The 26,902-nt window shown below is 51.2% G+C and carries 27 protein-coding genes; 12 read left to right on the plus strand and 15 right to left on the minus strand.

Going from position 1 to position 26,902, the window contains the following annotated elements:
- Positions 1 to 253 precede the first annotated feature (253 nt).
- From G006_RS0115785 to G006_RS0115810, 4 genes are all read left to right on the plus strand, one after another.
- The gene (locus G006_RS0115785; protein WP_020484183.1) at positions 254 to 1,555 is read left to right on the plus strand and encodes an NAD(P)/FAD-dependent oxidoreductase; all 1,302 of its coding nucleotides are present in this window, start codon (positions 254 to 256) and stop codon (positions 1,553 to 1,555) included.
- A 25-nt stretch (positions 1,556 to 1,580) separates the two neighbouring features.
- Entirely contained in the window at positions 1,581 to 2,102 is a 522-nt protein-coding gene (locus tag G006_RS0115790; RefSeq protein ID WP_020484184.1) for a YcxB family protein, read from the plus strand.
- A gap of 179 nt (positions 2,103 to 2,281) precedes the next feature.
- Positions 2,282 to 2,623 (plus strand): hypothetical protein, encoded by a 342-nt coding sequence (locus G006_RS27165; RefSeq protein WP_152428881.1) that lies wholly within the window; start codon positions 2,282 to 2,284, stop codon positions 2,621 to 2,623.
- Between the two features lie 795 nt (positions 2,624 to 3,418).
- The gene (locus G006_RS0115810) at positions 3,419 to 4,939 is read left to right on the plus strand and encodes a fumarate hydratase (RefSeq protein ID WP_026147094.1); all 1,521 of its coding nucleotides are present in this window, start codon (positions 3,419 to 3,421) and stop codon (positions 4,937 to 4,939) included.
- Between the two features lie 43 nt (positions 4,940 to 4,982).
- On the opposite strand, the gene G006_RS0115815 is transcribed toward G006_RS0115810, so the two are convergent.
- On the minus strand, positions 4,983 to 5,552 hold the full coding sequence (locus G006_RS0115815) for a Uma2 family endonuclease (RefSeq protein WP_020484189.1): 570 nt from the start codon (positions 5,550 to 5,552) through the stop codon (positions 4,983 to 4,985).
- Positions 5,553 to 6,289: 737 nt separating this feature from the next.
- On the opposite strand from G006_RS0115815, the gene G006_RS0115820 reads away from it, so the two are divergent.
- The 5 genes from G006_RS0115820 to G006_RS0115840 all read left to right on the plus strand — a co-directional run bounded on the left by G006_RS0115820 (position 6,290) and on the right by G006_RS0115840 (position 10,480).
- Positions 6,290 to 7,246 carry an AraC family transcriptional regulator gene (locus tag G006_RS0115820; protein WP_020484190.1) on the plus strand — a complete coding sequence of 319 codons (957 nt, stop codon included), beginning with the start codon at positions 6,290 to 6,292 and terminating at the stop codon, positions 7,244 to 7,246.
- Positions 7,247 to 7,408: 162 nt separating this feature from the next.
- Entirely contained in the window at positions 7,409 to 8,698 is a 1,290-nt protein-coding gene (locus G006_RS0115825) for an NAD(P)H-binding protein (protein WP_020484191.1), read from the plus strand.
- Positions 8,695 to 9,168: a DUF2269 family protein gene (locus tag G006_RS0115830; protein WP_020484192.1), complete on the plus strand. Its 474-nt coding sequence runs from the start codon at positions 8,695 to 8,697 to the stop codon at positions 9,166 to 9,168. The genes G006_RS0115825 and G006_RS0115830 overlap by 4 nt, the downstream gene beginning before the upstream one ends.
- Before the next feature lie 3 nt (positions 9,169 to 9,171).
- Positions 9,172 to 9,753 (plus strand): DUF4166 domain-containing protein, encoded by a 582-nt coding sequence (locus G006_RS0115835; RefSeq protein WP_026147096.1) that lies wholly within the window; start codon positions 9,172 to 9,174, stop codon positions 9,751 to 9,753.
- A gap of 232 nt (positions 9,754 to 9,985) precedes the next feature.
- Positions 9,986 to 10,480: an SRPBCC domain-containing protein gene (locus tag G006_RS0115840; RefSeq protein WP_020484194.1), complete on the plus strand. Its 495-nt coding sequence runs from the start codon at positions 9,986 to 9,988 to the stop codon at positions 10,478 to 10,480.
- 76 nt (positions 10,481 to 10,556) lie between these two features.
- Here the strand turns inward: G006_RS0115840 and G006_RS0115845 are convergent, their stop codons facing one another.
- The gene (locus G006_RS0115845) at positions 10,557 to 11,633 is read right to left on the minus strand and encodes an alkene reductase (RefSeq protein ID WP_020484195.1); all 1,077 of its coding nucleotides are present in this window, start codon (positions 11,631 to 11,633) and stop codon (positions 10,557 to 10,559) included.
- A gap of 494 nt (positions 11,634 to 12,127) precedes the next feature.
- Here G006_RS0115845 and G006_RS0115850 point away from each other — a divergent pair, with 494 nt between their 5' ends.
- Complete coding sequence (locus tag G006_RS0115850; protein ID WP_200860438.1) at positions 12,128 to 12,391, plus strand: hypothetical protein; 264 nt, start codon at positions 12,128 to 12,130, stop codon at positions 12,389 to 12,391.
- A 210-nt stretch (positions 12,392 to 12,601) separates the two neighbouring features.
- Here G006_RS0115850 and G006_RS0115855 read toward each other — a convergent pair whose 3' ends face one another.
- Genes G006_RS0115855 through G006_RS0115875 form a run of 5 tightly spaced genes read right to left on the minus strand, consistent with a single transcriptional unit; the run spans position 12,602 to position 17,706 of the window.
- Positions 12,602 to 12,820 carry a DUF3820 family protein gene (locus G006_RS0115855; protein WP_020484197.1) on the minus strand — a complete coding sequence of 73 codons (219 nt, stop codon included), beginning with the start codon at positions 12,818 to 12,820 and terminating at the stop codon, positions 12,602 to 12,604.
- Between the two features lie 58 nt (positions 12,821 to 12,878).
- Entirely contained in the window at positions 12,879 to 13,928 is a 1,050-nt protein-coding gene (locus tag G006_RS0115860; protein ID WP_020484198.1) for an NUDIX domain-containing protein, read from the minus strand.
- 8 nt (positions 13,929 to 13,936) lie between these two features.
- Complete coding sequence (locus G006_RS0115865; RefSeq protein WP_020484199.1) at positions 13,937 to 15,637, minus strand: NAD+ synthase; 1,701 nt, start codon at positions 15,635 to 15,637, stop codon at positions 13,937 to 13,939.
- 20 nt (positions 15,638 to 15,657) lie between these two features.
- On the minus strand, positions 15,658 to 16,848 hold the full coding sequence (gene pncB, locus G006_RS0115870; RefSeq protein ID WP_020484200.1) for a nicotinate phosphoribosyltransferase: 1,191 nt from the start codon (positions 16,846 to 16,848) through the stop codon (positions 15,658 to 15,660).
- A gap of 9 nt (positions 16,849 to 16,857) precedes the next feature.
- Positions 16,858 to 17,706, minus strand: coding sequence for an isochorismatase family protein (locus G006_RS0115875; RefSeq protein ID WP_020484201.1), 849 nt, complete (start codon positions 17,704 to 17,706; stop codon positions 16,858 to 16,860).
- Positions 17,707 to 17,864: 158 nt separating this feature from the next.
- Between G006_RS0115875 and G006_RS0115880 the strand changes: the two genes are divergently transcribed.
- Positions 17,865 to 18,533, plus strand: a complete 669-nt coding sequence (locus G006_RS0115880; RefSeq protein ID WP_026147098.1) for an NUDIX hydrolase — start codon at positions 17,865 to 17,867, stop codon at positions 18,531 to 18,533.
- A gap of 16 nt (positions 18,534 to 18,549) precedes the next feature.
- On the opposite strand, the gene yfbR is transcribed toward G006_RS0115880, so the two are convergent.
- The 4 genes from yfbR to G006_RS0115900 form a co-directional block, all read right to left on the minus strand.
- A complete protein-coding gene (gene yfbR / locus G006_RS0115885; protein WP_020484203.1) occupies positions 18,550 to 19,170 on the minus strand; it encodes a 5'-deoxynucleotidase in 621 nt (206 codons plus the stop codon).
- Positions 19,170 to 19,952, minus strand: a complete 783-nt coding sequence (locus tag G006_RS0115890) for a retropepsin-like aspartic protease family protein (RefSeq protein WP_020484204.1) — start codon at positions 19,950 to 19,952, stop codon at positions 19,170 to 19,172. Before G006_RS0115890 ends, yfbR begins: the two co-directional genes overlap by 1 nt.
- A 422-nt stretch (positions 19,953 to 20,374) precedes the next feature.
- Complete coding sequence (locus G006_RS0115895; RefSeq protein ID WP_020484205.1) at positions 20,375 to 20,830, minus strand: hypothetical protein; 456 nt, start codon at positions 20,828 to 20,830, stop codon at positions 20,375 to 20,377.
- 420 nt (positions 20,831 to 21,250) lie between these two features.
- Entirely contained in the window at positions 21,251 to 21,652 is a 402-nt protein-coding gene (locus G006_RS0115900) for a hypothetical protein (protein ID WP_152428882.1), read from the minus strand.
- Between the two features lie 215 nt (positions 21,653 to 21,867).
- Between G006_RS0115900 and G006_RS0115905 the strand changes: the two genes are divergently transcribed.
- Positions 21,868 to 22,680, plus strand: coding sequence for a sulfite exporter TauE/SafE family protein (locus G006_RS0115905; RefSeq protein ID WP_020484207.1), 813 nt, complete (start codon positions 21,868 to 21,870; stop codon positions 22,678 to 22,680).
- A gap of 68 nt (positions 22,681 to 22,748) precedes the next feature.
- Here G006_RS0115905 and typA read toward each other — a convergent pair whose 3' ends face one another.
- From typA to G006_RS0115925, 4 genes are all read right to left on the minus strand, one after another.
- Complete coding sequence (typA, locus tag G006_RS0115910; protein WP_020484208.1) at positions 22,749 to 24,557, minus strand: translational GTPase TypA; 1,809 nt, start codon at positions 24,555 to 24,557, stop codon at positions 22,749 to 22,751.
- Positions 24,558 to 24,665: 108 nt separating this feature from the next.
- The gene (locus G006_RS0115915; protein ID WP_020484209.1) at positions 24,666 to 25,058 is read right to left on the minus strand and encodes a rhodanese-like domain-containing protein; all 393 of its coding nucleotides are present in this window, start codon (positions 25,056 to 25,058) and stop codon (positions 24,666 to 24,668) included.
- A 12-nt stretch (positions 25,059 to 25,070) separates the two neighbouring features.
- Positions 25,071 to 25,640, minus strand: a complete 570-nt coding sequence (locus tag G006_RS0115920; RefSeq protein ID WP_020484210.1) for a class I SAM-dependent methyltransferase — start codon at positions 25,638 to 25,640, stop codon at positions 25,071 to 25,073.
- The gene (locus tag G006_RS0115925; protein ID WP_020484211.1) at positions 25,637 to 26,539 is read right to left on the minus strand and encodes a LysR family transcriptional regulator; all 903 of its coding nucleotides are present in this window, start codon (positions 26,537 to 26,539) and stop codon (positions 25,637 to 25,639) included. The genes G006_RS0115920 and G006_RS0115925 overlap by 4 nt, the downstream gene beginning before the upstream one ends.
- Between the last annotated feature and the right edge of the window lie 363 nt (positions 26,540 to 26,902).

The following is a 26,902-nucleotide window of genomic DNA, read 5'->3' on the forward strand; positions in this document are numbered from 1 at the left end:
AACTTTATTTGGCGCCTAAGCGCAGACAATATCTAAGCATAATTTGAAGCTCTCGTTAAAATCCGTTCGCTTTGCCCGCACCTTTCCAGGCTTCACACTAGCAGACCACAGTCGACACGAGTCCATCCCGTCAAAATCGGCCGGCCCGGACAGGTTTGGTTATAATGCCGGCATCAGGAAATAGACAACTAAGGCCGGGATAGCGATTTTTTTGTTTGCCGACGCGGCAAACAGCACTTGAGGGGAAAGATACATGGCGAATGCATTACCTAAAATCTTGATCGTCGGCGGCGGAGCGGCGGGGCTGGAATTGGCCACGGAATTGGGGCATAAACTCGGCAAAGCCGGAAAAGCGGAAATCACCTTGCTGGATGCCGCCTCCACCCACATCTGGAAACCCTTGCTGCACGAAGTGGCGTCCGGCACGCTGGCCGAGGCTGAGGAAATCGAATATCTGGCGCAGGCGCACAGCAACCACTTCCGTTTCCTGTTCGGCAAAATGGAAGGTTTGGATAGAGCCAATAAGGAAGTCATCGTCAGCGCGATTACCAGCAAGAAAGGCGAAGAGATCATTCCGCAACGCCGCTTCAAGTACGACACCCTGGTCATGGCGGTCGGCAGCGTCAGCAACACTTTCGGCATCAAGGGCGTGGATAAATATTGCCGGTTTATCGATACCACCAAGGAAGCCTTCCGCTTCCAAAAACAGCTGGTGGAAACCTATTACATTCAGTCCTACGCCAACCAAAGCCGGCAACGCGACAAGCCGCTGTCGATTGTCATCATCGGCGCCGGGGCGACGGGTGTGGAATTGTCCGCCGAGTTGCACGAAGTCACCAAATTACTGGCCACCTACGGCCTGGAAGGTTCGATAGACGTCAACATCACCATCATTGAAGCCGCGACTAAATTGTTGCCAGCCCTGCCGCCGCGCCTGTCGCAAGCTACCCAGGAGCAATTGATCAAGCTGGGCATCCAGTTAAAACTGGGCCGTAAAGTCACCGAAGTCACCGAAACCGAAGTGCACACCTACGACGGCGAAGTGTTCGATGCGGATTTAAAAGTCTGGGCCGCCGGCATTAAAGCGCCGGACTGGATGAAAAACCTGGACGGTTTGGAATCCAACCACATCAATCAATTGGTGGTCGATCAGACTTTGCAAACCAGCGACCCCGACATTTTTGCCATCGGTGACTGCGCCGCTTGCGAATGGGTCGGCCACGGCGGCAACGTGCCACCACGCGCCCAGTCCGCCCACCAAATGGCCTCTACCGTAGCCAAAACCATCGTCAACCGCCTGAAAGGCAAACCGGCGGTGCCGTTCGTGTATCGCGATTACGGTTCATTGGTCTCGCTGGGTAAATTCAGCACCGTCGGCAGCTTGATGGGTAGCTTGATGGGCACCGTCAGCGTCGGCGGCTTTATTGCTTATGCCGTGTATTTGTCCCTGTACAAAATGCACCAGGTCGCCATCCACGGCTACTTCCGCACCGCGATGTTGACCTTATCCAATCTGTTCCGGCGCAGTACCCACGCCAAAATGAAAATGCACTAACCCACAACTCCACCGAGCGATACACATGTTAGAAATCGAATACGAATTCCGCGAAGAAGACCTGGTCCACTTTAATGAGGAAAGGCTGAAAAGAGATCCGGAAATGCAGAAAAAAATCCGCCAAAACCGCATCTTCGCGCCCGGCGTGATGATGGCGATCGGCTTGTTTTATTACGTTTACTACGTGGACATGACCACCACCGCCTACATCACCATCCTGGCGCTGGCTTGGTCATTTGCCTCGCCGTTTATCATGAAGATGGATTTACGCCGGCAGTTTTTTGATAAGTACACCGAAGCGGAAAAAAAGGCTTTATTCGGCATTCATTGGCTGAGCATCGAGCCGGAATTCCTGCAAGAACGCGCCCCCGGCGGCAAAAGCAAAACCCCCTGGAAAGACATGTTGCGGGTGGAGAAGCATAAAGACTATGTTTACATCTATGTGGATATCGACGCGGCGATTGTGATCCCGCGCGCCACTGTTAAAAAAGGCGATTTGAAGGCGTTTGCTAAGCAGGCTGAGGGGATGATTGAGAGGGCGGGTTGATTTTTGATGTTTATCTATCTGGTTGATAATTAGCTCTTCAATCTATGGATGCAACAGCAATCCTCGCATGGTGGGGGGCAATTCTCTCTTCTGTGGTATTTCTTTGGGACATATACAAGTGGAAGACGGCTGGACCTAAGATTCGTTTTTCTATTCAAACTGGGATGGAAAGTGTCAACATGCCTGAATACGATGGAAAAAAACTCATCGTGTCAAACGTTACAAATTATGGTGATAGGTCAACCACTATCACCAATCTTGGTTTCCTCTATTTTGAATCGCTTTGGTCTCAAATCCGGCAAAAGCCAGACAGGGCATTCATATTTCCTCACCCAAGTTCCGTCAATACTTTGCCTTTCGAGTTAAAAGAAGGGAGTGTATGGAGCGGGATTGTAATTCAAGATCAACAAGTGGAAGAGATGGCTACAAAAGGGAGACTATACTGTGTCCTGTATCTTTCACATGACGAAAAACCAACTAAGTTCAGAGTCGTAATTCGTTCTAACTCTCCTCTTACTTAGCCCATGTAGGGTGGGCACGGTTTTTGTGCCCACGCGGTCAATAGGATTTCGTGTTTGGTGTCGCTAACTCGACGGCTGGTTTTAATGTCGGGTCTCGGCCCGACAGCCGAGATACTTTCTTTTGCTTGGCCAAAAGAAAGTATCCAAAGAAAAGGCCACCCGGATGCCGCTTGTTTCCTGCGCTCCTCGCTTTTGAACGGGGTTGCCGAAAGGGGCTTCCTGCCCCTTCGGCAACGTGCGGCATCCATGCCCCACCCCTAGCGGGCTGTTCCGTTCAAAAGCTCCGGTGCTCGGCGCAGCATACGGGAACAAAACCATCTCGATTTCACGATAACCCGTAGGAGCCCCTCAGGCATGTTTTTCGAGATTTCATTATCTCCTGAAAAACATGGTTGGATAATACAAGGTACGGTTAGCGAAGCGTAATCGTACGAAAGACTCACATTCCCCCGATTACGCTCCGCTAATCGGGGCTAAGTCCTTATGTAAAAGTATGAGTAATATCGCCGTCCGCGCATTTTTCCGTGTTCGTCTCTTTTGAGAATGGTCGGGGGCTGTGCCGATTATTAATCCCGCACGCTTGGCCAGTAATGCCCAGGATTTAACCGGAAAATCAGCGACTCCCGCAGCTTAGCGCCTATAGCTGGGAGGCAATGACGCCGTCTGACATCCAACTTGCCGTTTTAATTTTTATGCCTATGGCTTATGCCGGTTGCGGCTACCAGATTTTGATTCAGGGCGGTAGCGGTTCGTGATAAATTTCCAAACATTCTCCTTCATAGCCCGATGACCACCATGACTACCATCCGCCAAACCGAATTTATTCAAAGCATCGCCGATGCTTTGCAGTTTATCTCCTATTACCATCCCAAAGATTTTATAGACGCGCTGTATGCGGCTTACCAAAAGGAGGAAAGCCCGGCGGCGAAAGATGCGATGGCGCAGATTCTGATCAATTCCCGAATGTGCGCGGAAGGCCGGCGGCCGATTTGTCAGGACACCGGTATCGTCACGGTGTTTTTGAAGATAGGTATGGAGGTGCGCTGGGACGCCAAGCTGGGTGTCAGCGAAATGGTCAACGAAGGCGTGCGCCGGGCTTATCTGCATCCGGATAACGTGTTGCGCGCGTCGATCCTGTCCGATCCGGCCGGCAAGCGTATCAACACCAAGGACAATACACCGGCGGTAATTCATATGGAATTGGTGCCAGGCGACAAAGTGGACGTGGAAGTCGCCGCAAAGGGCGGCGGTTCGGAAGCTAAGTCTAAATTTGTGATGCTCAACCCGGCCGACAGCATCGTCGATTGGGTGATGAAAACCGTACCGACCATGGGCGCCGGCTGGTGTCCGCCCGGTATTTTGGGTATCGGCATCGGCGGTACCGCCGAGAAAGCCATGATTTTGGCGAAACAGGCTTGCATGGGCTCTATCGATATTCAGGATTTAATCGCGCGCGGCCCCAGCAATGCGCTGGAAGAATTGCGGCTGGAGTTGTACGACAAGGTCAACGCACTCGGCATCGGTGCGCAAGGCTTGGGCGGCCTGACCACGGTGCTGGATGTGAAAATCCTCGATTACCCGACTCACGCCGCCAACAAACCGGTGGCGATGATCCCCAACTGCGCCGCCACCCGTCACGCGCATTTTGTGTTGGACGGTTCCGGCCCTGCTATATTGACGCCGCCTAAATTATCCGATTGGCCGGAAATCACGCAATCTGCCAGCACGGCGCGACGGGTCAATATCGACGGCCTGACCAAGCAAGACGTTGCCGACTGGAAACCCGGCGAAACCTTGTTGCTCAGTGGTACGCTATTGACCGGCCGCGATGCGGCGCACAAGCGTATCGTCGATCTGCTAAATAAAGGCGAACCCTTACCGAACGGCGTCGATTTAATAGATAAATTCATTTATTACGTCGGTCCGGTCGATGCAGTGCGCGACGAAGTAGTTGGCCCGGCAGGTCCGACTACAGCCACCAGGATGGACAGCTTTACCGAGACCGTGTTGGAAAAAACCGGTCTGCTGGGCATGATAGGCAAATCCGAGCGCGGCCCAGTAGCGATAACGGCCATTGCCAAACACAAAGCCGTCTATTTGATCGCGGTCGGCGGCGCGGCTTATTTAGTCTCCAAGGCCATCAAGCAGGCGCGGGTGGTGGCGTTTCCGGAGCTGGGTATGGAAGCGATTCACGAATTTGTGGTGGAAGATATGCCGGTAACGGTGGCGGTCGATAGTCATGGAGAGTCGATTCACAATACCGCACCGAAGGAATGGCAATCAAAAATCGGCAAAATTCCGGTGGTGTTAGCGTAAGTTATAAGTAGATCGGAAAATTAGAGACGCAGGGATTGCGTCTCTAAGCCACATCGTCGAACGCTATCCCCTCATAAATTTCGGCAACGGCCAATTCCAGGCTGATGGATTGCAACACCGCCCGCTCGCCGGCTTGATAAAGGCGCAAATCCCATTGATTGTCGCGGCTATAGCATTCGACTCGTTGTGTATCTTGAGCAATCAGCACGTATTCTTCCAGACTGGATAGTTTGCGGTAACGGTGGAATTTTTCGGCCCGGTCATAACGTTCGGTAGCATCCGATAGCACTTCGATGATGAGTTTCGGCTGGCTGTTGTAATGTTCGGCAGTGTCGGTGGCAGAGCAGGTGACATGTAAATCCGGGTAGAAGAAGCAATCGTCTTGGACGGTTTGCACACGGACTTTCATCTCCCCGGAGTGAACCCGGCAAGGGCTGCCGCGCAGATGAGTATGCAGGAAGGCAATTAAATTGGTTGTCACTGTATCGTGCGCGCGTTTGACACCAACCATGGCATAAACCTCGCCATTGATATACTCATGCTTGATGTCACTGACCAATTCGCCTTGCAGATAATCCGCCACGCTGATCGATAATTTTTCCGCTAAAGCCATGTGTACTTCCTCTTGTTCTGTCAGTTCTCATAATTCTTGCAAATTGCATTACCAAAGTATTCAATAAGTTACATATAGGATGACGTTTTTTTTCGATTAAAAGTCTCGTTTTTAACTGTAAAAACCCAACAAAATCTCACAATTTTTAAAATTCCTTATGAACGTGATTTCATTCGTTTACCCAAACAGGCGAACTGGGGCCTTCGAAGGGAGTAAGATTGAGACAATATTTGACTATTAGGCCTTCGGCTTCCGAATAAACCAGATGTTTGATGGAGTGAACTGTATATCGCATTGGGCGATCTGGTGAAGCTATAATGCCTACGCCGTCAAGTCGGTCCCACCCAGCGTCATCGAAACGCTCGCCAACCACAACGGTATGGAAAGGCGTGTCGGATTCGAATGCAGCTATAGGTTTGTGTTGCCCAGATGTGTCACACAACTCTAATCGGTAACGAGTAGTCATATATTTTGCGCCTAGCTTATTTTACTAATTACGAGACTTCACATCACAATTGTGAGATTAATTCATAAATTATGAGAATCGACATGTTCGCCTATCAGGGGATTTTAACCAACAGTGGCGCTAAGCGATAGCACCGACAAACACAGATCCCAAGCTGGCGGTCTTTTTTGCAGCCTGGAAAACCAAGTCTAAACTGAAAACTCATTTTTCCGCTTGGTCTGCCATGCAAATCGTTTCTTTATTATTCATCGGGTTTTCTTTGGGCGCGGCCATGTTGTTAATCATCGGCAAGCTCTTGCAGCGCCAGGAATTGCAACGCGGCGCGGCGCCATGGTCCGGATTTTTGTTGATTGCCGGCTTGGCAGGCATTCAAACCCTGCACCTGGGTTGGATATTAAGCCGATTCGATTACCTACACTCTGTGCCGTATTTGCTACTGCTATACAGCATCGCCCCCAGCTTTTATTTCTACAGTCGCCAACTATTGCTTACCCAAATTGACTACCGCTGGCACGACGGCCTGCATGTTTTACCGTTGGCGTTGTGCTTTAGCTTGCCTTACCCCCTGGCTTTGCCCGGTGCATTTTTAATCGGCAGCGGCTATTTGCTCTGGCTGGCAAAAACGGTCTATGCGTTGCGTGAACAACGCCGGCGTTTTCATCTGGAACTTTTGGCTTTGGGGACTTTGTTTGCGATTGCCCTGGCGGTGTTGGTATTGGGTTTTATTTGGCCCTTGCTCAATGAAACCGACTTTATCGGCGCTTACAGCATCTTGATCGGTATGGCGTTTTTTGCGGTGGCATTGACCTTGCTGCGTTTCCCCGGCATCGCCGCCGACGTGTCGGAAGCGGTGCAAGCGGCTTATGCGGAATCGACATTAAAAAATGTAGATAAGTCCGCAGTGTTGGCCAAGCTCGACGTGTTGATGACACAGGACAAACTATATGCGCTGGAAACCCTGAATCTAGCCCTGCTGGCCGAGCAATTGGAGGTGAGTCAGCATCAGTTGTCGGAGCTGATCAATACCGAATTTCAACAAGGCTTTTCCCGCTATATCCGCGAGCAGCGCATAGCCGCAGCGAAACAACTGCTATTGGCAGAGCCCAATGCATCGGTATTGTCGATAGGCTTGACAGTGGGCTTTAGCACCCAGTCCAATTTTTACGCGGCGTTTCGCGACATTGTCGGTGTGGCGCCAGGACAATTTCGCAAAACGCACGCCGGCTAAAGAAAAAAACTCCATTTTTATCATTTTGTAAATATATATGACGTTGATATTTATGGGTTTATATCCCGCGTAAATTATTTATATTCCTGTCCTATCAATCTGGAAGTTCGTCGTTTTTGTTCTCGTTAACCTGCTCCTGCCTCTCAAATTTGGAGCAAAACCATGAATATTCTATTAACCGGCGCGACCGGTTTTATCGGCAACGCCGTATTACGCAAATTGCTGCGACAGGGTTACCGGATCACGGCCTGTTGTCGTCACCCCGAACAGCTGCTGATCGATCATCCAAACCTGACCCCATTAAAATTGGACTTCGCCAAGGCCGGTGCAATCGACTCCTGGCTACCGCATCTGCAAGCTGTCGATGCAATCGTCAATTGCGTCGGCATTATTGCGGAGAACAAAAACCAAAGCTTTACCCAATTGCATACCCAAGCGCCGATAGCCTTGTTTCAGGCCGGCGCGCAAGCCGGGGTAAAAAAGATCGTGCAACTTTCAGCTCTTGGCGCAGACCAGGATGCTGAATCCGCTTACCATCTCAGCAAAAAAGCGGCCGACGATGTCTTACGTGAATTGCCGGTGGACTGGTTTGTACTGCAACCGTCACTGGTTTACGGCGCCGGCGGGCAAAGTAGCGGCTTGTTTCATGCTTTGGCAGCCTTACCAGTGCACTTTCTGCCGGATGGCGGGCACCAACTTTTACAACCCATTCATATCGATGATGTAGCCGCTACCGTCTGTCGTTGTCTTGAGTCCGCTGTTTCCGGCCGTAAGACCTTGGCCTTGGTCGGCCCCAGTCAGATAACTTATGCGGACTGGCTGCAAGGGCTTAGGCGGCGACTGGGCAAACCCAAGGCAAAAACGTGCGCCATTCCTTACCACTATGCGTTGACCATGGCGGGTTTTGGCAAATGGCTGGGCGAGCCGATTTTGAGCAAAGACAACGTAGCGATGCTGAATCGAGGCAATTGCGCAGATCCGGGCCCTCTCACTCAGTTTTTGGGTCGAGCGCCCGTCAACTTGAACGAGCAATGGTTCGAACAAGCGGCCAGACAAGCCGAGCGTTGGCATGCGGGTTTGTATTTTCTCAAGCCTTTGTTGCGATACGTGATTGTCTTCGTCTGGCTATGGAGCGGCATCACCTCGCTGTTTTTCTATCCGCATCAGCTCAGTTACCAATTGTTGGCGCCGCTCGGCATCACAGGCTTGGGCGCGCCAATAGCTTTATACGGTTTGGCGGCAATGGATATTGCCTTGGGTCTGGCAACTTTAGTGCGGTTTCGGATCAACAAACTGCTGCTCTGGCAGTTCTGGATCGTATTGGGCTATAGCCTGGTAGTGGCGTTGTGCTTGCCGGCGTTTGTATTCCACCCGTTCGGCCCACTATTGAAAAACCTGCCGTTTTTAATGTGTTTGTTGATGTTTAGAGCAATGGAAGGAGAACAGTCATGATGTATTTATCGTTAAAATTGATCCACATCCTCAGCGCCATCGTCCTGTTCGGCTTGGGTTCCGGCACGGTGTTTTATAAGGTAATGGCCGACAAAAGCGGCGATCACGCGGCAATCGCCACGACCAGCAAACATGTAGTGTTGGCCGATTGGTGGTTCACCACACCGACCGTGATTATCCAGCCGCTAACCGGCGTTTTACTGGCCGAGCAATTGTCGGCCTCGTTCGGCGACGGCTGGCTGTGGTGGACATTGGTGTTGTATTTGATTACCGGCTTATGCTGGTTGCCGGTGGTGATTTTGCAGATCCGCATGCGCGACATCGCCGTCCAGTCACTGGCCCAAGGCCGAGCCTTGCCGTATCTGTACCACTATTACGCCAGGATTTGGCTGTGGCTGGGCGTTCCGGCATTCTTCGGCATGATAGGCATCACCACCTTGATGGTATTTCACAACTCACTCTGGAGCTAAGCCATGTGTGTGTCATTAATGCAAAAAGTATTGGGCGACGACTGGCAACAATTGCCGGAAGTGATTCAAAGACATTACCGGATTTGCGACGGCCAACAAAGCCGGCTAACGGGAACGATGGAAATAGGTTATCCAATTTACCTGTTTCCGTTGATTTGGCTGATTCATTTATTTGGCGGCTTGTTGCTGTGGCGCGGGCAGGCTGCACAGGCCGAAGTGGACAAGACCGCCGACGGCGAAACATTGCAATGGCACCGGACCATGACATACGAGGACGGCAAAACCGACTGCTTCAGTTCCAGGATGAACTATGCAGCCGACCACGAATTGATCGAAACCATCGGGTTCGGCTTTGGTTTGCGCTTAAACGTCCGCGTAGAAAACGGCGATTTACACTATCGCAGTAACGGCCATTTCTGGCAATGCGGTCCACTCCGCCTGAATATCCCAGATTACTTATTGCTGGGTTCGGCCAGCATCAGCGAACGTGCAATTTCTGAGGACGAGTTCTATCTGGACTTCAGCATCCGCCATCCCTGGTGGGGAGTGAGTTATTACTACCGGGGGCACTTTCTTTATCGATGATAGGTTTATCTACGAGAAGGAAGGCTAAAGGCGTGGATACAAATGGTGCTCTCCCCAGGCGTGATGCTTGGCGTGCATATTCATCAGGCCTCTGTGTTCCAGTTTTTGCAAGCTATCCGGAATAATCGCGGATAGGTCGGAAAAGGCTGTTAAGCTGGGGATTAAATCGGCTGTAGAAATATTTTTTGGACGATACCGATCGGTCAAAATTCTACATCAGGAGAGTTAACTTATGATAGATCAATCAGGCATCCAATGGCCAGAGCATTACCATCCGCAAAATTGCCCGGTGCATGTGCGCAACGCACTGGATATGGCGGCGCAACCGGAGCGGGTTTGGGCTTGGCTGGTGCGGGCGCCATTGTGGCCGAGTTGGTATGTCAATTCGGCCAATCTGCGCATCCTGGAAAATGCCGGTACAGAACTTAAGCCGGGCACGCGGTTTCGTTGGAAAACCTTTGGCGTCACCATTACTTCCACCGTATTGGAGTATGTGCCGAATGAGCGACTGGCTTGGGACGCGAAGGGCATAGGCGTCGACGCTTACCACGCCTGGCTGTTACGACCAAGCGCGAAAGGTTGCGATGTACTTACCGAAGAAACCCAACATGGTTGGCTGGCGCGTCTCGGCCAACTGTTTTTACCGAAGCGGATGTCCAAATATCACCAAATTTGGTTGGAGTCATTGCAGGAAAAGGCGTTGTCCGGGCTTCCGGGTGGCGATTAATATCGCCTTGCGAGCATCGCAACCAACTGGCGCGTAGAATTTGTGGCTCCCGCTTGTGCGGGAACCACAAGATTATTTAACCCACTTCTGCTACCAAACTCGGGTAATCGGTATAGCCAACTTTCGGATCTTGTCCCGCAGCGCCATAAAAAGTTTCAGCATGGTAGGGGTTAAGAGCCACATTCAGTTGCAGGCGCCGGACTAAATCGGGATTGGCAATATAGTCCTTGCCAAATGAGACGGCATCCGCTTCGCCAGCCGCAATGACTTGTTGCGCGGTTTCCCGATTAAAGCCTTCGTTGGCAATCAGCACACCGCCGAAACGCTTTTTCAATTCCGGACTGATACGATTTTCTCCGAGCGATTCTCGGGTAAAAATGAAAGCAATGCCGCGTTTGCCTAATTGCTCGGCTACATAGCCAAATGTATTTAATGGATCTGAATCACCCATCGTGTGCGAGTCTCCTCTGGGTGCAAGATGCACGCCGACTCGACCCGGCCCCCATACCGAAATGGCCGCATCCGTCACTTCCAGCATCAGGCGGGCGCGGTTTTCCACCGAACCGCCGTAGGCATCGGTTCTTTTATTGGTGCTGTCCTGCAAAAACTGGTCTAACAGATAGCCATTGGCGCCGTGAATCTCCACGCCGTCAAAACCGGCAAGTTTGGCGTTTTCCGCGCCTTTGCGGTAAGTCTCGACAATGCCGGGGATTTCGCTGCTGTCTAGGGCTCTGGGTGTCACGTAGTCCCGCATTGGCCGTAGCAGACTGACATGCCCCAAGGGCGCAATCGCGCTGGGTGCGACGGGCAACTCGCCGTTTAGGTAATCCGGGTGAGACACGCGGCCGACGTGCCAGAGTTGCAGGAACATTCGTCCTCCGGCCGCATGCACCGCTTGGGTCACCTTGGTCCAGCCTGCCACTTGCTCATCCGACCAAATACCGGGCGTATCGGGGTAACCCACGCCTTGCGCGGAGACACTGGTGGCTTCGCTTAAGATCAGCCCGGCATCCGCTCTCTGCGCGTAGTATTCGGCCATCAACTCGTTAGGCACGCGGCCGACACTGGCCCGGCAGCGCGTTAAAGGCGCCAGCACGATGCGGTTCGGTAAATTGATGTCTCCAACTTTGATGGGCTCAAACAGGTTGCTCATATAGTCTCCATATTAAATGCAATTGTTAGCTGTTTTACCTTACAACACGCTATCCAGCCAGGTATTTTATGGAAAGATGAAATCAGGAGGAATGCTCGATTTATACCGAGCACCCAAAAAGTCAGTTCAAGAATAATCGTCAGTTAAGAGATGTTTAAGCCTGCGAGAGAACAATGAGCCGCAACTGAAGATCCCGGATAAGGAGGGTTTATGTTCAGGCTTACCACACTATTAGCAATCATCTTGCTCTTTTCGAGCGCAACATTTGCGGATGATGGAGACTGGGGCAATAGACGTCATCATAGCTATCGCCGGGATAACTACGGGTATAACTATAACAACCCGTATTACCGGGCATACGCCCCGCCGCCTGCAGTCGGCTATTACCAAGCACCGGCAGATTATTACCGGTTGCCGCCAGTGAGAGGGTTTGTTTACCAACAACCCATCCGCGCACCGCGTTGTGACCGGAATATACGGCGAGGTTGGTAGCCGTGAACATTAGAATACGCTTGGCACTAATTTTTTTGAGTCTGACGATGTTGAGCGGCTGTGTGGCTTACGCACCGTATGCCGATTCCTATCCAGCAACGTACACGCCATATGGTTATGGTAGCTATGGATATAGTTACGGTTATTCAGCGCCGGTTGTGCCGGTACCCGTACCAATGTTTCGCGGCGGCTGGGGATATGGTGGTCATAGGGGCTATGGCGGGCATCACGGTCACGGGCATTTCGGTCACCACGGGCCTCATTAAGCTGAGTATCGGCCAAGTGGAGCGTGACATTATGTCGCATTCTCGGCATTAGAAAACACTGATACTATAGTCACCATTGCAGAGACGTTCAGCGCAATAACTTCCTCCCTCAATCCGGCCTTGTGTCGGAATTTTTTTGCCTAAAAACCTGCTGTCTGCTGCCGGGCAAATACCGCTTAATGCAGGTGGTACAGATATCCGACCGACTAATCAAAACCTTATTTGTCTTAGCGGATCGAGCAGAGGCTTAAGGCCGTTGTGATCCATTTCCTGCATCAATGCCAATAGTCTGCCTAGTTCACCACCCGGAAACCCCTCTCGCGCAAACCAGTTGAGGTAGTGGCCGGGCAAATCGGCGATAACGCGGCCCTTGTATTTGCCGTAAGGCATAGTAACACTGACCAGCTTTTGTAAATCTTCGGGTTTCATTGATGAGTTTCCCTGGCTATTCCGTCTGACCTGTTAAGCTTAAATAAAGTACATCGTTCTAATTGGCTTGAAATGACAGGAAGTTGCACAAGATAGCGAAATGGTCTTCAAACAGCGCTTCTTCCAGCGCCGGCAGCTGCGTGATTGGCACCCAAGCTACACTTTCAAGATCGTCCGCAGCTTTGATTTCAGGCCTAGTCTTATCCGGCCAAGGTGTTGCCAAAGCAAAGTGATGCCCATGAGTAATTACCCGGCCACGGCACGATCTTCTTGGGTGGGAAAAAACCTTAACCTGTTGCAGGCAATCGCGCAAACTGGCATCCGGCACATTCAGGTTGGTTTCTTCCTTCAACTCGCGGATCGCGCCTTGTAACAAGGATTCACGTTTTTCCAGAAATCCGCCCGGTATGGCCCACAGGCCTTTACCGGGATAATGCTTGCGTTTGCCTAATAACACATGATCGTTGCAGGTAACCACGGCATCCACTGTCGTCGAAATAACATCCCAGGGAATGCCGGCGTAGACTTGATTCTCTTGGTCGATTTTGGCGTATTCGGCTTTTAATATCGTGTATTCAGGACTATTGGACCAATCATTTAGAAATTCCCGCACTGGCATAGAAATGCGACTGGAGATATTTGCCAAGGCTGTCCCGGCACTTTCCGCTGCAAACAGCTGGTTGCGCAACGCCGTAGCATCGATATCAAGCTCTGATTCTATCGCCACCATCGACCAATCTGGAAAGTTATCCAGATAATAAGTGGTATCGTCCTTTTTAAAGCCTACCAAAGCGACTCGGTCGGCGTAGGAAACACAAGCATCAACCTGCCGTCTGACATCGGCATTCCAAAGCGTGTCGTCGTAATAATCCCGCACCGGCAAAAACCGCAGTCGGGCTTGATCGCTCTCCGGCAGAGTCGCGGTGATCATAGCCGCCCGCTCGGTCCATTTGAACGGATTGCGGATGTTTCTGGACTGAAACGACGAGCCGACGATCACCAGCACCTCATCGGCGATTTCCAGGGCCCGATTGGTGAGCTGCTCGTGACCCTTGTGATAGATTTGGTAACGGCCAATCACAATGGCTTTTTGGTACTTCGGCATCATTCCCACCCTTAGTGCTTGGCCGCGATCGGCATTTGCCGGCCGGCGCCGAATGCTCTGGGCCGCACCCGAATAATCGGCGGTGCTTGCCGGCGTTTGTATTCGTTGCGCGCTATCATGCCGACGATGCGTTGGTAAACCGCTTCGCCGGCGGCGGTGGCTCGATAGCCAGTCACAAACTCCTGGGCTTGTTGATATTCCCGCTCAGCCAACTGCTTGCCTTCGATCAGCAGTTTCAATATTTCATCCAACACCTCGTAAGGCGGCAAGCTATCGGTGTCTTTCTGATCGGGCGCCAATTCGGCGGAAGGCGGTTTCGTTAAAATCGCCTCAGGAATAATCACCCGGCCGGCGCGTTGGTTGATGTAAGTGGACAAGCGATACACTTCGGTTTTGTAGAGGTCGCCGATTAGGCCCAAACCGCCGTTGGTATCGCCGTACAGTGTGCAATAGCCTACCGATATTTCGCTTTTGTTGCCGGTGGTCAGGACCATCGCACCGGAGTGGTTGGAGTACGCCATCAGGATGGTGCCGCGCAGTCGGGCCTGCAAATTTTCCAGGCTCAAACCGCGCAGCTCTTCGGAAAAACTACTTTTAAATTGCTCGCCAAAATCATTGACCAGCGTCTTGATCGGATAGCTGTAAAGCTGCACGCCCAAGGCATCGCAAAGCAGTCGCGAGTCGCTCACCGAACCACTACTGGAGAATGCCGATGGCATCGTGATGGCGATAACATTTTCCGGCCCCAAAGCCTCCGCGGCAATGGCAATCGTCAATGCCGAATCGATGCCGCCCGACGAGCCCACCACGACTTGCTTGAAGCCGCAGCGCCGCACATAGTCCCGTAAGCCCAACAGTATGTGTTGCAGAATGAATTCCTGATCGTTATCAATTTGGGATTGGGCCGGTTGCGCAATGGTTTGAAATCCGCCCTCGGCAAAACGCAACGTGTCTATCACGGTTTCGAAAGCCGGCCATTCGCGCGCAATTTCGCCATCGGCATTCACCGCAAACGATGCCCCGTCAAACACGATACTGTCTTGTCCGCCGACTTGATTGACGTAAAGTATCGGCAACGCGTGTCGGCGTGCCGCGCCGCAAATCACTTGATGCCGCTGTGCGCGTTTACCGATATTGGACGGGCTGGCATTAATGCTGACCACCAAGTCCGGGCGAATCTCAGCAAGTGCTTCGTAAGGATTAACCGGATAATCGTCGGCGTTATCGTTCCAGCCGTCTTCGCAAATCATCAATCCGACCTTGTAGCCACCGATCTCGATGCTGACTGCACCTTGCTGGCCGGGCTCGAAGTGACGGCGCTCGTCGAAAATATTGTAGGTGGGCAGCAGTTGCTTGTGATATTCGGCAACTATCTCGCCGTTATGGATGGCAATCAGCGCGTTATACAGCGGCTTGCCTGGCCCGGTCGACTTTATCGGCATGCCGACAATGGCGCTGATGCCCGGATACTGTTTCGAGAAAGCGGCCAGGTCCGCCAGCGCTTCGTAGGCTTTACGGATAAAAGCCGATTCGTTCAACAGGTCGCCGGGGTAATAACCACACAAAGACAGCTCCGGAAATACCAACAGTTGCGCCTTCTGCTCGCTGGCTTGCCGGAAAGCATCCTGGGCAATCTCAAGATTGCCGGCGAAATCACCGACCATCGGATTAATTTGCGCGATGGCGATGGTCAAGGCATTACGTGTAGACATAAAAAATTCCTATGCAGAATTTAGGCGTAGTGATTAAAAATTTGCCGCAAATAGGCAATAAAGGTTTGGTCGTTGCATAAAGTCTTGCCGGGGGCGTCGGACAGTTTCGCCACCGGGTCGCCGTTACAGCGCACCAGCTTCATCACAATATTCAAAGGCTTGGGGCCGCCAAGATCGTTAGTTAAATGGGTGCCGATGCCAAAGCCCAGCTGAATGCGATCCGCAAAGTGTTCATACAGGCCAATCGCCTTGGGAATATCCAAACCATCGGAGAACACCAGGCGTTTGCTATGCGGATCGATGCGTAGTTTTTGATAATGGGCGATGGCTTTTTCACCCCAAACCACCGGGTCGCCAGAGTCGTGCCGCAGGCCGTCAAACAACTTGGCAAAATACAAATCAAAATCACGAAGGAAAGCATCCATGCCTATGGTGTCGGTTAAGGCGACGCCCAAGTCGCCGCGAAACTCCTGCGCCCAATCTTCCAAGGCCATCCGTTGAAACTCGCGCAGCCGCACGACATGGGCTTGATAAGATTGCAGATACTCATGCGCCATGGTGCCAATCGGCGTTAAGCCGAATTGTTTGGCCAGATAGACGTTGGACGTGCCTTTGAACAAGCTCGGCACTTCGGCTTGAAACGTGCGCACGACTTCTTCTTGCCAACTACCCCAGGCGCGCCGGCGTAAACCAAAATCGAAAATCTCGAAGGCGTGGGTTTTTGCGGGCTGCTCAGCAAAGGCTTTTAGCGTGGCCAATTTTTCCTGCAAACGCCGTCTGCCTTCCGCCAGCAGCGCCGCCTGGTCGAAGCGACGAAAATACAATTCAGAGACGATGTATAAACAAAATATCTCGAAATTCATCACATGCACTTGCGGGCCCTGGGCTTGAATTCTCAGGGTGTCGCCTTCGGCAAATGCCTTGATGTATTTGCTTCTGAACCGAAACAAGGACAGGAATTCGATGAAATCCGGCTTTAAGTAACGCAGCTTGGCTAAATAGGCCAGTTCGTCATCGGCAAATTGCAGGGAACAGAGGTGATCCAGTTCTTGTTTGACATCACCCAGCAAGTCAGCCAGTGGATATTCCGGCGTACTCCGACAGATAAAATCGTATTCGGCACTGGCTTCCGGGCGCTTATGCAGCATGGTTTGCCACATCGGAAATTTGTACAAATCGTTTTCTAGCAGGCTTTTGACGATGGCAGTCATGAGCATTCCTTATTCTTTAGGGTTTGCGGAGGCGAGTTCTAAGGCCATTTCGGTGCTGGTCGCCAGACGAATGCCCTGTGCGTGCAGTTCGGTAAAAAATTGCTCAACTGCCGCTTCGAATCCACTCACAGGACTCATGCAGTCAGTCAGAATTACCAGCTTGTGTTTTAGCTCGGTGGCACCGAACTGCAAGATGTCGCAAATCGTTTCTTTGACGCAATGACTGCTGGCTTGGCCGGCGATCAATAAACGATCCGCCTGACCGAGTATTCCCAACACGGCTTGATTCAGCTGCGTGGCCTGATCGGCAGGATCCGGGATGACGGCCTTTAACGCCGAGAAGCTTTCCGTCCAAATGTTTTCGCCTTTTTGCACGAGCGTAACGGCTTTGCAGGTTCGCGTTTCCCAATGGCTTAAGGATTGCGCCAACTCGGCATTAAGATTGTGTCCCGGTGTGCCGATTAAACAATGCGGCGGCCAAAGGATAAAAGGCCGCTGCATCTGTTCCAGTTGTCGCAAGTAGTTTAGAACATAATCGTTTTGCTCCGGTGACACCGGTGTGGCGGCCAAGCGATAACGGCCAGCTAAAAAATCAGCAGCAGTGACCACGGAAAATGGCGGCGGTGCTGCGCCGTGTTCAGTTAGCCAAGATGTGTTGTGCGCTAGATCGATCATGTGATGGCTATCGAGCGTAGCGATAACTCCGTTAATGGCAAGTCCAACTTGCTCAATCAGCTGCGCCAGTCTCAGGCAATCCTGATAGGCGCCGGGCACAGGTAGGGCCGGAACATACCCTTCGGTAGCGTGATCGCAAAAGTCGTTTTGCGCATCGATGATCAGTAATTGAGAATTGGCCATGGGCTTTAACCTGCGACGATATTTGAGATGGGCTTAGCTTAACTAAGTTAGTTTCATAATGCAACTAACAAAAATTTATCATATGCTCTTTTTTATAAAGGTATAGTTATAATTCTTTACTAAGTAAGATGCCTCCCATCGCCCAACTCAAGATTGCTATGCCCGAGCCCATTATTTCAACCGTCGATATCGTCTTACTGATCATCAAAGAAGATCGCTTGTGCGTCACGCTGTCCAAACGCGACAAAGAACCCTACGCAAACCAGGAAGCCTTACCCGGCGGCTATATCCACGCCCAAGCTGATAGGGATTGCCTGGACGCCGCAGTACGCATCCTGCAACAAAAAACGGGCTTGCTGCCGCCTTATTTAGAGCAACTGAAAACCTTTGCCGGCGCAGCGCGAGATCCGCGCGGTTGGTCAATCTCGGTAGTGTATTTTGCCTTGGTCGATGCCGATTTGATCCTGTCCGCAACCAATCCAGGCCTAACGATTTGTCCAGTGGATGCGTTGCGGCGCTTACCGTTTGACCATAACGAGATTATTGCCGCCGCCGTAGACCGGATTCGTAACAAGTCGCAGTATTCCTCCTTGCCTTGTTACTTGGCCGGTGAAACCTTCAGCCTGCCAAGATTGCAGAAGATTTACGAGGCCTGCTTGGGCGAAACCTTGAACAAAGTCAGTTTCCGACGAAAGATGGACGAATTAGGGGTATTGGAAACAGTCGCCGGGCAAACCGAATCGGCCGGTGCGCATCGGCCGGCGCAGCTTTATCGGCTGAAAAGCGAATTTAAAAATCAGTTGAAACTATTAGTGCGCGGACTATAGCGCCCGATCTTTTAGCTTAGTGCCGGCCTGTTTCGGAATCGCTTTTTTGCATTAAGCCATCCAGGGTTAAGCCACAACTGGGCGCAAAAGCCTGCATAAAAAACACCACTTCCGGCTGCTGCAATTCATGAATATTCTTAGCCAACTGCGCGGCGGCCATTTCAAACTCGGTGTTGCCGGCCTTGAGTTCGGCTTGGCATTTTAAGTAGGCGGAAATCTTGTCGGCCGCTTTAATGATTTGCTGATGAGCATCCGGCAGGTTTTCGTGTTGAATAAATGATCGAAAATCCTCGCGCAATGCGTCCGGCAACAGGTTCAACAGCTCAGTTTCGGCCTGTTGTTCGATTTGCTTATAAGCGCCGAGAATCGCCGGCGAGTGGTATTTGATCGGCGTCGGCAAATCGCCGGTAATCACTTCGGTTACATCATGATACAACGCGGCGGTGGCCACGGCATTGGCGTCGACTTGACCGGCGAAATAGCGATTTTTGATCAACGCCAGGGTATGGGCAATCACCGCTACTTCCCAGCTATGCTCCATGACGTTTTCCTCATGGGCGTTGCGCTTCAAACCCCAACGCTTGATCCAACGCAAGCGCGATAGGTAAGCATAAAAACTGCTGCTAATGGCTGACATCAATGATCGCTGTAGGTTGTCGTGCAGACCTTATGTTCATCGCAGTGCACGGTTTTTTTGATGGTCGTGGGCTTTTTAACCGGCTGATTGGCGGCCACAGTTTCCAGGCTGGTCATGGACTGATTCGCGGGTCTGTTGCCGGCTTGGTTATTGGCTACCAAGGTCAGCGTATTGCCCGTTTGCGTGATCTGGAAATATTTTAAAGTATTCATGCCAATCAACACTTCATCCAAATGGTCGTTGATGTGCGCCTCGAGATTTTTGATGACGGCACTACCCAGAACCAGGCTTGTGATTTGAGTTGCGCGATCCGCTACTTTGCCGCCGGCAGTATTCGATTGCACCACGCCGCCGAAGGGCAGACCTGCTTGGATTGCCATACCGCTCGGAATCACAGTTTTGGTCGCTCCGGTGTCGATTAGAAAAGGCATGGGCACATTATTGACTAACACCGTACCGCGAAAATGGCCTTGCGGGTCGGTTTTCAAGACAACGCCACCGGCTTTGGGGGAAATGAGATTGGATTGTGGTTGGGCTTGCGGAGCAATAGCGACCGGTAGCGGTATCTCCGTCTGCCTTTTGGCCTGCTGGAACTTCAAAAAGGCATCGGCACCGTACCAAAGTGCGGCAATGGTTAAGACTGGAAACAACAGATAACGCGCACTGCTAGGTGTTTTTACTTGACGACGCGGGGTCTTCTGATTGACAACAAAATCGGGACTACTGCCTTGCGACGCCTGTTTATATTTTTCCCGGTAGTAGTCGCGATCCTGTATACCCATGTTCTGTTCCGATAATCTACATTCAACGAAAAAACTCGTAGCATTCTCAGCTACGTGCCGATTATTACCTAAAACACATCATGCCGGTGAGCGGGAAGTGAGAAAACTGCATATCGATACGTAGCATCCGAGACCGAGAGATAATCAAAAATCTGGATCTCCGCCTGAGTGGGACGGGCGTTTCAGGGAAACCAACTATTCGAAGTTAAGGGCAGAATTAGAATTCAAGGTAGATCATGGTTATTCCAAGCTTTTTATTAACCAAGCTCTTAAATTCCCTGATACCCTCATTCCCGCATAAGCGGGAATCCAGTGTGAAAACAGGGCTCCCGCTTACGCGGGAGCGACGATATTTGAGGGCCGGGTTAATAAAACTGGGTTTCGCTTGGCTCAACCCAGTTCTATGCCGATCAATCCACCGGTTACGCGAAATACAACGCACGCAGCTCACTCTGCGATGCAGCGCTTAACTCTTTGCCATCGCTTTTGCGGGTGACTGTGTACACACCTTTGCCGAGAACGATTTCCTCACCATCGCTGGCAAAGCCGACGACATTATGATTGGCGTCGAAAGGAATACGATGCAGACCGCCGTTGTGGCTGTTGAAGTCGGCGATAATGCCCATATGCGGCGGGTTTTTTACTGAATCCCACCAAGGGAGTTTGCCGGCATCCTGCGCCCAAGTTTCACTCAAGGCTTCCGGCGGCAGGCAACGCTCGACCAAGTACTGGCCGATCACAGCAAATTGCATACGGGCGATTTTCTCGGGTTCGGTGCCGACCATATCCCGAGTTTCCAGAATATCACCGCTTAGAAACGCATCGCTTTTTGAAACAACGCGGTTCCAAGTACCGTCAAGATTTTTGTGTTCAAACATTTTATTCCCCTTAGTCGATTTGATTTGGACAGGCATTAACCGCCAAGCAAAATCATGACCAACTTCCGCCGGGTCCAAAATTCGGAAATAACTGTTTGTTTTTAAAACTTAACGCGGCTCTGAGTAAGTTCATCACCAGGCTCAAGGCGAACCATATGTTATTGATTCCGTTCGTGGTGAGCTTGTCGATCCACTAGTGCGACCAGCGTGTTCAGCGTGTCCTTGTAAACAGAAAGTCGGCACTTTCATGGCAACCCCCAAGCCCGCCAAAAAGCCCATCTTCGGGAACGCTTGCCAACTGTCCGACAATTTATCGAATTCCCGACAAAAACGCTCAGAATCACAAGGTCAATCTTAGTGAAAAAATGTCGAAAGCCTGATGCCCTTTTTCATGCTAAGGATCAATAGTTCGTTTTGCGGCTACCAGCGTCCGCGTTGGTGATTCTCGAATCCCGGCATTTGCTGCGGTTGCGGTGGGTAGACGAACCCCCTTACTGGCGGTAATCCATAATAATCGGCTGGAGCCTGATAGCCGGTCGGAGGCTGAGGAATATAGCCCCGATAACCACCTCGATAGCCCTGAAAATCGTGGTTGCCTTGATTTCTTTGATAGTCTTGATAATCACGATCACGATCACGATCCTGGTCATCATAGTCATTGCTGTAATAGTCTCGGCGATTGTATTGCCGCTGTTCGGGTTGCTGCCGGTATTGTCGTTGCTGCGGCTGTTGACGAGGCGTGTAGACCCAGTCATCTTGATCACCGAAGGCCGTACCTGACAAAAACCAGCCAAATACTAAAACTATTGCATGCCTAACCATAAATCCTCCTAAAGTTGGATTTTAGCGAATAAGAGTCAGTTTACTCGAGGATGGCGTCGAGCTCAGGTATTTAGGTGTTGAGTAAATTTGCGCTCAGGCAGATAAATATCTAAAAATTAAATATACATATGCAATTTAATCATTAATAAGCTGAGTGACTGCGCTGGCATAATGAGGTCACTTATCGAATATTATGAAGTTTAAGGTGATTGTCTATGAATTTAATGTATACGGCATCCGGATTTGTCGTGGGTATGCTGGTCGGTGTTACCGGTGTTGGCGGCGGTTCGTTGATGACGCCGCTTCTGGTGTTTTTGTTTGGCTTTAAACCGGCCGTCGCGGTAGGCACGGATTTACTGTATGCGTCGATTACGAAAACCGCCGGGGTGTTTGTTCATCATGGTAAGCATGGTTCAGTGGACTGGAAAATCGTCGGCTGGTTGGCACTGGGTAGTTTGCCTTTCGCCGGTATCACTTTGTATGTGCTGAAAAATCTGATGGAGGTCGGCAAGGAAGTGACCGGCGCAATTACGTTTACTTTGGGTGTGGCCTTGTTGCTGACGGCTCTGGCTTTGCTGGTTCGCAGTATTCTGTTGCGTAAAGCCGCCAAGACGGGGGCAATCGATGACGAGCATAGCAACCAGGAAAACAGCGGCCGCTTTTCGCCGCGCTGGGAAAAAGTTGCGACGGTGTTTACCGGTGCGGTACTCGGAGTGTTGGTCACTTTATCCTCGGTTGGCGCCGGCGCTTTAGGAACTGTGGCTTTGTTATTTCTATATCCCAGAATGACCACGTTGAAAATTGTCGGTACCGATTTGGCGCATGCGATTCCTTTAACCGCAGTGGCCGGTTTGGGGCATTTGAGTCTGGGGAATTTCGACCTGGATTTGTTGATCAGTTTGTTGCTGGGGTCGGTGCCGGGAATCTGGATCGGCAGTCATCTGAGTGCCAAGATTCCGGAATATTTTCTGCGTCCGGTACTGGCAACCTTGCTGCTGGTGATAGGTGTTAAGTTTGTATTGCAGTAGAGTCGGAATGAATGGTTTAGTTTGAAAAAGCCGTTCTCGTTAGTAACGAGAACGGCTTTTTAGTTTGACTATTTCGGTGCGCGTTTGCGTTCGTTTTCAGTCAATAAGATTTTACGTAGACGAATGGATTTAGGCGTCACTTCGACCAGTTCGTCATCGCTGATAAACTCCAAAGCTTGTTCCAGCGTCATTTTTTGAATTTTGGCGCAGGTCAAGCTGTCGTCAGTACCCGCGGCACGAATATTGGTTAAAGGCTTGGGTTTGGTTGGGTTAACCACTAAATCACTACTACGGGAATGGATGCCGACTAATTGTCCTTCGTAGATTTCATCACCATTAACCACCAACAACTCACCACGCGCTTGCAGCGGATATAGCGAGTAATCGACCGCTTTACCTTTGGCCATGGAGATCAAGACGCCGCGCACGCGACTGCCGACCGCACCTTCTTTCACGGGGCCATAATGGTCGAAGACATGATAGAACAAGCCGGATCCGGAGGTTGCCGTCAAGAACTCGGTCTGGAACCCCAATAAGCCCCGGGAAGGCACGACATATTCCAGGCGGATACGACCTTTACCATCGGGCACCATGTCTTTCAGGTCGCCTTTACGCTCGCCCAATTTCTCCATGATGGTGCCTTGATGTTGTTCTTCTACTTCAATCGTGACGTTTTCAAACGGTTCCGATTTAACGCCATCAATTTCGCGAATGATAACTTGTGGACGCGATACGCCCAGCTCGAAGCCTTCGCGGCGCATGTTTTCGATCAACACCGATAAATGCAACTCGCCGCGACCCGATACTTTAAATTTGTCCGGATCATCGGTGGTTTCAACACGCAGAGCCACGTTGTGCTGCAACTCTTTTTGTAAACGATCGTAAATCTGGCGGGTGGTAATGAATTTACCTTCTCTGCCGGCAAACGGCGAATTGTTGACCTGGAAGGTCATGCTCACGGTTGGTTCATCGACGGATAGCGGCGGCAAGGCAACTACGTTATTAGGGTCGCACAAGGTTTCCGAGATTTTCAGGTTTTCAATACCGCAGAAAGCAATGATGTCGCCCGCTTGCGCACTTTCCACTTCGACGCGTTCCAATCCATGGAAACCATACAATTTCAACATCCGACCGCTACGATTTTTACCTTCGTTATCCACGATGGTTAACGGCATATTGCGCGTTACTTTGCCGTGTTGAATGCGACCGATACCGATAACGCCGACATAGGAGTTGTAATCCAGGCTGATGACCTGCATTTGGAAGGGCGCGTCCACTTCAACCGGCGGCGGCGCTACTTTATCGACAATAGTTTGAAACAGCGGTGTCATATCGCCGCCGGATACGTCGGCTTCCAAACCGGCAAAACCGTTCAACGCGGAGGCGTAAACAATCGGGAAATCCAGCTGCTCATCAGTGGCGCCGAGGTTATCGAACAAATCAAAAGTTTGATCGACGACCCAATCAGGGCGGGCGCCCGGGCGATCGACTTTGTTGATGACGACGATGGGTTTTAAACCCAAAGCAAAGGCTTTTTTGGTGACAAAGCGGGTTTGCGGCATCGGGCCGTCAACGGCATCCACTAGCAATAAAACCGAATCCACCATCGATAAAACCCGTTCGACTTCGCCACCGAAGTCGGCGTGGCCCGGAGTGTCGACGATATTGATGTGATAGCCGTTCCAGTCGATCGCGGTGTTTTTTGCCAGAATGGTAATGCCACGTTCTTTTTCCAGCGCGTTGGAGTCCATCACCCGTTCGTCGACTTTGGTGTGCGCGTCGAAGGTGCCGGACTGTTGCAACAATTGATCGACGAGGGTGGTTTTGCCATGGTCGACGTGAGCGATGATCGCGATGTTTCTAAGTTTTTCTATCACAATAATTTACTAGATGATTTTTAAGGAACAGATAGGCCGAACGGACAAGCCGCCCAGCGGGATTTAGTTTTGGTTTCCGCGCTGGCGCGGACCGATTGGCTTGAGGGATTAACTTTGTTGCCAAGGCAAGCCGTGAAAACGCCAGCCGCCAGTATTGCCGCGATGCTTGTTTTCATCCAGCGGGCCTTCGAAGCCTTCCAGAATGTTGATCAGGTGCTCGTAGCCCGCAGCTTCCAGGGCTTTGGCAGCGTCTACAGAACGTTGTCCGCTGCGGCACAACAGCAGAATCGGCGTGGCTTTATTCGGGGCGTGCTGCCGCACTTGGTCTACGAAACCCGTGTTTAACTGCATGCCCGGAAATTCTTTCCAAGCGACATGAATCGCTTGCGGCGGATGGCCGACAAAGCTGTGTTCGATGGCTGTTCTAACGTCGATCAATACCGCTGCCGGATTGGTTTGTAATACAGCCCAGGACTGTTTGGGGTCGAGATTTTCTATCATTAATTTACCGCTTCATTTTTGCCCGATAAAACAGGCTTCGTTTCTATTGCCGAATCGCACATCGCCGAGTTTTGCGTATTCTTGGTAAAAAACCACACTTAAGGGGCTGAATAGCCGCAATAATTCGTTGTTTGCCAGTAAATACTCGGGATTGCTGGGGCCTTGTTGGTCAAGTTTGTTGCGGGTAAATGTTTGATAAAACAGCAGGCCGCCCGGTTTCAAGGCTGCCATTATCGCATTACACAGGGTTCGGTCAAGAAAACGACAGATGACAATCACATCGTAAGCCTGTTGCGCCAGTGTTTCGGCGCTGATATGGCATTGCTGAGTGGCGATTGACAGGCCTTTTTCGGTAGTTTGTTGTTGCAATATTTGTAAAGCGACCGAGGAAATATCCCAAGCGTCCACATCAAGGCCGGACTCGGCCAGGAGGACGGCGTTGCCGCCCAGGCCGCAGGCCAAGTCCAGCGCTTTGCCCTGCTTGGGTAGCAAGTACTGGTGTTGGCTCAGCACCTCGGCAGGGAGTGGCGGAGAGCAGGCATTTCGGTAAATGGTATCCCACTTGTCTTGCAATTCGGTCATGGGTTCATGCCGATCCGATGCGGTAGCCAGGCTTGAATAAACTCTAAAAACGAACGTACTTTGGCCGACAAATATTTGCGGTGCGGGTACACTGCATAAATTTCCAGCGGTGCGATACCGTATTGCTCCATCACTACTTGCAGCCGGCCTTGCTCGATGTCGCGGCCGACGATATAGCGCGGCAACATGATCAGGCCCAAGCCATTCACCGCGGCGTTGCGGATCGGATCGGCCATATTGGCCTGCATCCTGCCCGTGACGGTGACAGTGCGCTCCCCGAGAATGCCCTTGAAGCGCCATTTGTTCCGCGGCGGGATCGCCCAGTTGATCAAGCAGCTATGGTCTTCCAGGTCTTCCGGGTCTTGCGGAGTGCCATGTGCTTTAAGATATTCCGGGGACGCGCAAACGACCAGCGAGGAACTGGCCAACTTTCGGGCTACCAGGCTAGTGTCGTTGAGTTGTCCCAAATAAATAGCCAGATCGACGCCCTCATCGATTAAATCGACTTGTCCGCCTTTCAGCACCATCTCTACGGAGAGGTCGGGGTAGTTTTTTAGATATTCGGTCAAGCCCGGCGAAATATGGCTGGCGCCGATGACCGGTGGCGCCAGAATTTTTAGGGTGCCGCGCGGCTCTGTTTGTAGGTGAGTGATCGCCGATTCCATCTCCGCTACGTCCAGTAGAACTTGCTGGCAACGCTCCAGGTAAGCCTCGCCGGCTTCCGTCAGGCTTAAGCTGCGGGTCGTACGGTTGAACAGGCGCGTGTTCAGTTCGCTTTCCAACTGCATGATATGTTTAGTCGCCATAGCCCTGGAAATATCAAGGTCCTTGGCGGCTCCGGCAAAGCTGCCCGCTTTGGCGACGCGGACAAAGACATTCATGCTGGTTAGTTTGTCCATGGTATCTCCTGGAAAGTAAAAAAATCACCAAAAAGCGTTGACATTTCTATTGTTTCTAAATTGTATACAATTTATTTAGTAAAAGCCTAATTGTAAACTTTTTTCTATCCTGTATAGTGCGCTGCAACTGAAGAGCAAGCGCATGAAGTCTTGTCAAGCGCAAGATTTAAAAATAGAGAATTTGAGCACAATGAACGACTTTAAAAAAGACATCTTGATCGGCGTTCTTTTTATTGTCGGTGTTTGGAGCTTTATTTCCGGCTTGTTCGTCATCTCCACAATGTTATTCGCTGCCACTTCCATATTTAGCAATATGTCGACTAAGGCGCTGCTGAATAGCCGATCCAAGAATTTGTAACTACC

The organism is Methylomonas sp. MK1 (genome assembly GCF_000365425.1).
GTDB lineage: Bacteria > Pseudomonadota > Gammaproteobacteria > Methylococcales > Methylomonadaceae > Methylomonas.